The sequence below is a fragment of the Ferdinandcohnia sp. SAFN-114 genome (assembly GCF_059415045.1).
The window spans coordinates 1-8,243 of the sequence record NZ_JBPFDQ010000140.1; the positions used below are offsets into that span (position 1 = coordinate 1).

Annotated in this window: 4 protein-coding genes, 2 pseudogenes and 2 riboswitches; all 6 genes and pseudogenes read left to right on the forward strand. The window is 37.1% G+C overall.

Features of this window, described 5'->3' with window-relative positions:
* Positions 1–74: 74 nt before the first annotated feature.
* Positions 75–632 (forward strand): annotated as a pseudogene (locus ACR65M_RS25690) (AAA family ATPase); the annotation flags it as partial.
* Positions 632–1,861 carry a DUF58 domain-containing protein gene (locus ACR65M_RS25695; RefSeq protein WP_341329749.1) on the forward strand — a complete coding sequence of 410 codons (1,230 nt, stop codon included), beginning with the start codon at positions 632–634 and terminating at the stop codon, positions 1,859–1,861. The pseudogene ACR65M_RS25690 and the gene ACR65M_RS25695, both read left to right, overlap by 1 nt.
* Positions 1,862–2,091: 230 nt before the next feature.
* Positions 2,092–3,705 (forward strand): annotated as a pseudogene (locus tag ACR65M_RS25700) (transglutaminase TgpA family protein); the annotation flags it as partial.
* Positions 3,706–3,945: 240 nt separating this feature from the next.
* Positions 3,946–4,269 (forward strand): DUF4129 domain-containing protein, encoded by a 324-nt coding sequence (locus ACR65M_RS25705; protein WP_440274818.1) that lies wholly within the window; start codon positions 3,946–3,948, stop codon positions 4,267–4,269.
* Between the two features lie 34 nt (positions 4,270–4,303).
* Positions 4,304–4,405, forward strand: a riboswitch (purine riboswitch).
* Between the two features lie 304 nt (positions 4,406–4,709).
* Positions 4,710–6,230, forward strand: coding sequence for a glutamine-hydrolyzing GMP synthase (gene guaA, locus ACR65M_RS25710; protein ID WP_341333468.1), 1,521 nt, complete (start codon positions 4,710–4,712; stop codon positions 6,228–6,230).
* Between the two features lie 85 nt (positions 6,231–6,315).
* A riboswitch (purine riboswitch) is annotated at positions 6,316–6,418 on the forward strand.
* 150 nt (positions 6,419–6,568) lie between these two features.
* Positions 6,569–7,891 carry an NCS2 family permease gene (locus ACR65M_RS25715; RefSeq protein ID WP_440274817.1) on the forward strand — a complete coding sequence of 441 codons (1,323 nt, stop codon included), beginning with the start codon at positions 6,569–6,571 and terminating at the stop codon, positions 7,889–7,891.
* The last annotated feature ends 352 nt before the right edge of the window (positions 7,892–8,243 follow it).

The following is an 8,243-nucleotide window of genomic DNA, read 5'->3' on the forward strand; positions in this document are numbered from 1 at the left end:
TCAAATTAATGAAAAAGTGTTAAATTTAATATGGATAGGTGTTTTATATATGTCTCATTTGGCTAGGTCAGTTCATAACCCGTATGTTACCTAAGCCTTTCTTTGTTATGGCAACCCAAAACCCAATTGAATATGAAGGAACATACCCACTGCCAGAAGCACAGCTCGATCGTTTTCTATTAAAAATGAAAATGGGGTATCCATCTGTTAATGAGGAAATTGAGGTATTGAATCGAGCGGAAAAGTCCAAGCCAATTGAAAAACTCGAAGCGGTAATTACACTTGAAGAACTAATTTCTCTTCAAAATGAAGCAAAAGAAGTTTATGTTGACCAAACAATTAAAGAATATATTGTAGATTTAGTAAGTCGAACGAGAGAGCATAGTTCCGTTTATTTAGGAGCTAGTCCGCGTGGGTCGATTGCATTAATGCGGGCATCTCAGGCCTATGCTTTGATACACGGTAGGGATTTTGTGATACCGGATGATATTCAATATCTTGCGTTATATGTTCTTCCACATCGAATCATATTAAAATCAGAAGCAAGATTTGAAGGAATGACAACTGAAAAAGTAGTATCGAAAATCATTGAAAGAACACCAATTCCAGTACAAAGGTCGTTGAATCGTTAATGAGGAGACTATTTCGAAAACTTAAAGAAATGGGGAAACTCGTCAATATTTTTCTTCTGATTGTAGCTACATTTGTATATGCGATGTTTCAAGGTGGGTTCGTAAGCTGGTTTCTATTTTATAGTTTTATCCCATTTGGATTGTATTCTTTTGTTCTATCAATCTATCCTATTAAAGATTTTAAACTGGAACGTCACATCAGAAAGGGTGAGTATGTAGCAGGAGAGGAATTTGAAGCAACAATCTTGATTCGGAGAAAAATTCCTTTCCCACTTATGTATCTAATTATTGAGGAGCTTCTTCCACCTCAATTGAAAAAATATGAAGAATCGAAACAATCAAAGGTGATCCTGTTCCCTTGGTTTAAGCGGGAGTTAACTTACAAATACAAGTTTAGCTCAGTCCCGCGGGGGGAGCATCTCTTAGAGGGAATCCGAATTAAGACAGGAGATTTATTCGGACTTATTGAAAAAGAAGCCAATATGCCGGTACGTGACCAGTTTTTAGTATATCCACAGTACGTAGATATGCTTTACCGACAACAGGAAAGTCGCTTTGAACAGGGTATGACTTCCTCAAACGTAAGATTACAGCGGGATACAGCAATTGCAATCGGTGTGCGGGAATATATCCCTGGTGACCGATTCTCATGGATTGATTGGAAGGCTTCGGCTAGACGAAATGGAATTATGACGAAAGAATTTGAGCAGCAGCAAAGTCATGATGTTGTTTTATTCATGGATCGATCAGAATCAGCCCATTTTGAACAGATTGTATCCTTTACAGCCTCACTAACGAAAGCGATATTAAGAAAAGGGGCACAGGTTTCATTTATCTCGATTGGGGAAGACCAAGCTATCTTCCCGTTAAAAAGTGGAGAATCCCAGCAACAAGCAATTTATCACCACCTTGCGAAAGTAAAAGACAATAGTCCGCTATCATTTTCGCAAATTGTGGAATCAGAAATCAAAAAAAATTACCAGCCTGTAACTTTCATGGTGGTCACAAGTGAATTAAGTCAGGATACGATTCATTTAGTAGGCAGGTTTTCGATGCGAAACGCTGACTTACAGCTTTTTGTGGTCAAAGAAAGAGGAATACAGCTGACGCAGGCTGAATTTGGTGTCCTCGAAGCAATCAGAAAGCATCATGTATTTACAAAAGTCGTCTATGAAGGACATTTTACCGAAGTATTTAACTCTATTCAGCAAAATTCGAAACTTCAATAGGTGGGGATAAATGAAATGAAATTTTCAATTTTGTAGAGATTCAAATCTTGGCTGAATATAGTTAAGCCTCCGGTGAATGCCACAGATTTTCAAAGGAAATTTCACGATCATAAGATCAAAGACTAAGTACGCCTCGTCCTGTGGCAACGTCTTTGTGACCCACCTTGTGTGGGCCAAAAAATCTGGGCGCAAATACGCCAAGGCGCATTTGATTCAGGAGGGAGGAAATCATGAAGCCTAAAATTCCAGCAAAACGAGATGTTCGAAACCTATTGTTAAATATATTTGGTTTTCTCTTACTTTGGGAATGGTTGAGGCCACTTGAAACGGTGACAGATACAAAGGAAACTGCAGGGTTTGTCATTTTCATTGGTGTCAGCTTTCTATTATTATTTCTGCGGGTGCCTTTTGTGTTTAGTGCATTGATTAAAATATTCCTTATTTTCTATATGATTCATTCTTTGTATTTTAAATATGATTTTTTAGATTCAACATGGTTAGGTATATTTATTAGTGATTTTATGAAGAACATTGGGCTTATGTTCCAAGCGAATTGGTTAGGGATGACGCCGATCTTTCGGACGATTCTTTTTTTCATTTTACTTTGGTTAATGAGTTATTTGCTACATTATTGGTTTACTCATCAAAAAAGAATACTGCTGTTTTTCGTATTAACTATCGTTTATATCACAGTGATTGATACATTTAGCCCATATGATGCAAAAGCAGCTATTATTCGAACGGTCTTTATTGGATTTTTTATGCTTGGGATTTTACAATTTGAGCGTTTAAAGGATAAAGAGCTTTCTAAACATGTAAACATCGGGAAAAAATGGGCAATACCATTAGTCCTATTTATTTTATTTTCAACATTTATTGGTTATGTTTCACCGAAAGCATCTCCTCAATGGCCAGACCCGGTTCCATTTTTAAAGGGATATGGGCAAGAAAATACGAACGGCTCCATCAATGGGATAAAGAAAATCGGATATGGAACCAATGATCAAAGTCTAGGTGGGCCATTTATCGCGGATGATACAGTTGTGTTCACTGCAGAGACAGAAAAACGCCATTATTGGCGAGTTGAATCTAAGGATACCTACACAGGGAAGGGTTGGAAATTATCTGGTTCAGCTGATAGGGAAACCTTTAATGTTGAAAATACCGTGTTGAATTGGTATGAGCCAAAAACAGAGGTTGAGGAATTCGAAACGGAGATTCAAATGGATCTAAAGTATTCCCATATCGTGTATCCATTAGGGTTAACTTCAGTTGAGACAGACCCGGATATCTATTTTAGCGTTAACCCACTATCCGAAAAAATTTCGACTTTAAGAGGCGAAGATGAAGTCAAATTGGATAAGTATAAGCTAAATTATCAGTATCCGAAATACTATATTAACCATTTAAAAGAGGTCGTACAGTCAGGTGGCCTTGAGCAGGATAACAATTTTAAAGAAAGATATACTCAATTACCTGTTGACCTCCCTGAACGTGTAAAAGAACTTGCAGTAGAAATCACGAGCTCACAGACGAATCGATACGATAAAGTAAAGGCAGTCGAGGGCTATTTTCAAGTCAATGGCTTTGCATATGATACGCAAAATGTGGCCATTCCAACAGCGGATGAGGACTATGTCGATCAGTTCTTGTTTGATACAAAAATAGGCTATTGTGATAACTTTTCAACTTCAATGGTTGTCCTATTACGTGCAGTGGACATACCGGCAAGATGGGTAAAAGGCTATACAGAAGGGCAGCGAGTAGAATTAAATTCATATGAAATCACAAACAATAATGCACACTCCTGGGTTGAGGTATATTTTCCGGAATTTGGATGGGTTCCATTTGAGCCAACAAAAGGATTTAGTAACTCAAATTTATTTTCTTATGATTTATCAATGACAGGTAATGCAAACAGCCAAACGCCACAAACTGCACCAGAGGTAGTCCCTGAAGAAGAAGAGGTTGAAGAAACTATTGCTACACCAACGTCAGAAGAGAATGAAACGAGCATCTTTGAAACGATAGTAGACACTTTCTCATGGAAATATGTTCTGATGTTCCTATTAAGCATCTCCTTGATGGGGTATCTTGTATTTCGTACTCGAAAAAAATGGATTCCATATCTTTATATCTGGTTATACAAAAATGCGAAAGATGAAGAGACATATTTTAAAGCCTATAATGCCTTGCTAAAACAATTGTCACGAGTAGGCTTCCCGAGAAGAGAAGGGCAAACATTAAGGGAATACTCTGTTCAAGTTGATAAGTTTTATAAAGGACATGAAATGGAACAATTAACATTAAACTATGAACGTGCCCTATACCGCAAAGACAATGCTGCTGTTGAGTGGGTAAAATCAGTTGAATTATGGGAAAATTTAATTAAAAAGATATCATCTTGACCAATAAGTACCTGGTTGGTAGAATTAAACCACAATTTTTAATAGAAGTATCCTTCGTATATCCTCGATAATATGGATCGAAAGTTTCTACCGGGCCACCGTAAATGGTCTGACTATGAAGGCAGCTATTCTATAGGGTACGTGACCTAGAATTCTGCCTTTTTATTAGGTGGAATTCTTTTTTTTTACCTTTACTCAGTACCATACTAAATAAAGGTAAAAAAAGCCTCCGGCGGAGACATACGATTTTCAAAGGTAAGTTTTCGAACTTAGGATCAAAGACTAAAGGCGCCACTTCCTGTGGCAACGTCTTTGTGACCCACTCCGTGTGGGCCTAAAAAATCTTGGCGCAAATTCGCCAAGGCGAATTTGATATGCATAATATCTGGTGGGTATATTACAAAATATAATGAGGTGATTTTGTGGATAACGTTCAAGAAATGATCGTTGTTTTAGATTTCGGTAGTCAATACAATCAATTAATTACTCGCAGAATCCGTGAATTTGGTGTTTATAGTGAACTCCATCCTCACACTTTGACAGTTGAAGAAATTAAAGCAATGCAACCAAAGGGAATTATCTTATCTGGTGGACCGAATAGTGTGTATGATGAAAACTCATTCAGATGCGATGAGAAAATTTTTGATTTAGGTATTCCTGTGTTAGGAATCTGCTACGGAATGCAACTTATGACACAACACTTCGGCGGCCGTGTAGAAAAAGCACATAATCGCGAGTACGGAAAAGCAACAATTACTGTTCAAAATGAATCAGCGCTTTTTACAAATCTCCCAAATGATCAAGTAGTATGGATGAGCCATGGGGATTTAGTAGTTGAAACGCCAGAAGGCTTTACAGTTGATGCAGTTAGCCCATCTTGCCCAATTTCAGCGATGAGTGATGAAGCACGTAAATTATATGGTGTTCAGTTCCATCCAGAGGTACGCCATTCAGTGTACGGAAATGATCTTCTTAAAAACTTTGTTTTCGGAACTTGTGGATGTTCAGAAAGCTGGTCAATGGAAAACTTCATTGAAATTGAAATGGAGAAAATCCGTCAAACAGTGGGCGATAAGAAAGTTCTTTGCGCACTTAGTGGTGGTGTAGATTCTTCAGTTGTCGCTGTTTTAATTCATAAAGCAATAGGCGACCAATTAACATGTATGTTTGTTGATCATGGCTTGCTTCGTAAGGGAGAGGCCGAAAGTGTAATGAAGACTTTTAGTGAAGGCTTCCATATGAATGTCATTAAAATCGATGCAAAGGATCGCTTCTTAAATAAACTAAAAGGTGTAAGCGACCCAGAGCAAAAACGTAAAATCATTGGTAATGAGTTTATCTATGTATTTGATGATGAAGCTGCAAAGCTAGAAGGGATCGACTTCCTAGCACAAGGTACTCTTTACACAGACATTATTGAAAGTGGAACTGCTACTGCACAAACAATCAAATCACATCATAATGTTGGTGGATTACCAGAAGACATGCAGTTCAAATTAATCGAACCACTTAATACTTTATTTAAAGATGAAGTACGTGCACTTGGAACGGAACTTGGTATTCCAGATGAAATCGTATGGCGCCAACCATTCCCAGGACCTGGATTAGGTATTCGTGTTTTAGGCGAAATATCAGATGAAAAACTGGAGATTGTTCGTGAATCAGATTACATCTTACGTGAAGAGATCCGAAAAGCAGGGTTAGAGCGTGAAATTTGGCAATACTTTACTGTCCTTCCTGATATCCGAAGTGTTGGTGTAATGGGTGATGCAAGAACTTATGATTACACAATTGGTATTCGTGCAGTGACTTCAATTGATGGAATGACATCAGACTGGGCTCGTATCCCATGGGACGTTCTCGAAGTCATTTCGACAAGAATCGTAAATGAAGTAAATCATGTAAACAGAGTTGTGTATGATATTACAAGCAAGCCACCAGCAACAATTGAGTGGGAATAATACACGAACGATATAAAATAAATTTAAATTAATGTTCGTTTTTAGGTTGACTCTCTAGGTACATTGTCATATAATAAAATCGAAATCAGATTTTGTTGAAATACGTCGTATAATCTTGGGGATATGGCCCAAAAGTTTCTACCAGGCTACCGTAAATTAGCTTGACTACGAGGTATAACTGATAATGAAGAGTGTCAATTAACTATGATTCTCCTTTTCTATCGTTATCCTTGATGTCAAGCGCTTCAGATATTAATCTGAGGCGCTTTTATGCGCTTATTATCAAATCGAAGCTCTTAAGTACGACGATATGGATCAAAGGGAGAGGGAATCTATTTATGAAAAAGTATTTTCAATTCGATGAGCTTGGAACTACTTACAAACGAGAAATCATTGGTGGACTAACAACGTTTTTATCCATGGCTTATATCTTATTCGTTAACCCATCAATTTTATCATTAAGTGATGTACCCGATTTACCGTCAGAGTTAAGAATGGATGCTAACGCAGTATTTGTTGCAACAGCACTTGCAGCTGCGATTGGTACACTTATTATGGGGGTTGTTGCAAAATACCCTGTTGCTTTAGCTCCTGGTATGGGACTAAACGCATTCTTCGCTTATTCAGTTGTATTGGGAATGGGAATCCCATGGCAAACTGCTTTAACGGGTGTATTAGTATCAGGAATCTTTTTGGTTCTCCTAACGTTAACACGCATCCGTGAAAAGATTATCGATGCTATCCCACAAAACCTAAAGCTCGCAGTTGGAGCGGGGATTGGATTATTTATAACATTTATAGGATTTAAAAACGCAGGGATTGTAATTGCAGATCCAGCTACTCTAGTAGCGTTGGGTGATCTATCAAACGGAAACACTTTATTAACTATTTTTGGTCTTGTTATTACAGTAATATTAATGGTTCGTAAAGTAAACGGAGCTGTATTTATCGGTATGGTAATCACAGCTATTGTTGGAATGATTGTTAATTTAATTGAGGTACCAGATAAAGTTGTTAGCTCTGTACCAAGTCTAGCTCCTACATTCGGAGCAGCATTTGCTAACTTCGGAGATATTTTTACAATGGACATGCTGATTGTTATTCTTACATTAATGTTCGTTGACTTCTTTGATACAGCTGGAACATTAGTAGGGGTAGCGAACCAAGCGGGTATCATGAAAAATAATAAACTTCCTCGTGCAGGAAGAGCGTTAGTATCAGATTCTACTGGTACAGTAATTGGAGCAATCTTAGGAACTTCTTCAACAACTTCTTACGTTGAATCAACAGCAGGTGTTGCTGCTGGTGCAAGATCAGGATTTGCTTCAGTTGTAACAGCATTATTTTTCTTACTAGCATTATTCTTCTCTCCATTATTAGGTATTGTAACACCAGCTGTTACATCACCAGCTTTAATTATTGTTGGAGTTTTAATGGTTGCAACATTAGGCGATATTGAATGGAAAAAGTTCGAGATTGCTGTTCCGGCATTCTTAACAATCCTGACAATGCCTTTAACTTCAAGTATTGCAACTGGTATTGCAATTGGATTTATCTTTTACCCTATCACTATGATAGTTAAAGGAAGAACAAAAGAAATCCACCCTATTATGTACGGTTTATTCATTGTCTTTATCTTATATTTTATCTTCTTAGTTTAAAATAAATAAAGGGATACCAGATTTAAAAGTCTGGTATCTTTTTTTATTTTGTCCTATCTTTTATGATTAGTATTTGTCGAGATGTGTAATAACTAGGATGATATAGTAAAATATTCTAGAAAAAAATAGGTTGACGGTAAACCTTAAACTTGGTATATTAAGTAGGTCGCTGTTGCAGCACCTCGAAAAATGAAACACTTTTTAAAAGGTGTTGACATAGACTTTTAAAGATGATATATTATAAAAGTCGCTGATGAACAGCTGATTAAAAAGTTCTTTGAAAACTGAACACAATACAAGCGTCAACGTTTAATTCAAAAGTAACAAACTATTGAGCAATCAATACTCTTAT

Bases quoted from the DNA above. Each gene is read 5' to 3' on its own strand.
- ACR65M_RS25705 (WP_440274818.1), top strand. From the start codon at position 3,946: ATGGGGTATCTTGTATTTCGTACTCGAAAAAAATGGATTCCATATCTT.
- ACR65M_RS25695 (WP_341329749.1), top strand. From the start codon at position 632: ATGAGGAGACTATTTCGAAAACTTAAAGAAATGGGGAAACTCGTCAAT.
- ACR65M_RS25715 (WP_440274817.1), top strand. From the start codon at position 6,569: ATGAAAAAGTATTTTCAATTCGATGAGCTTGGAACTACTTACAAACGA.
- guaA (WP_341333468.1), top strand. From the start codon at position 4,710: ATGATCGTTGTTTTAGATTTCGGTAGTCAATACAATCAATTAATTACT.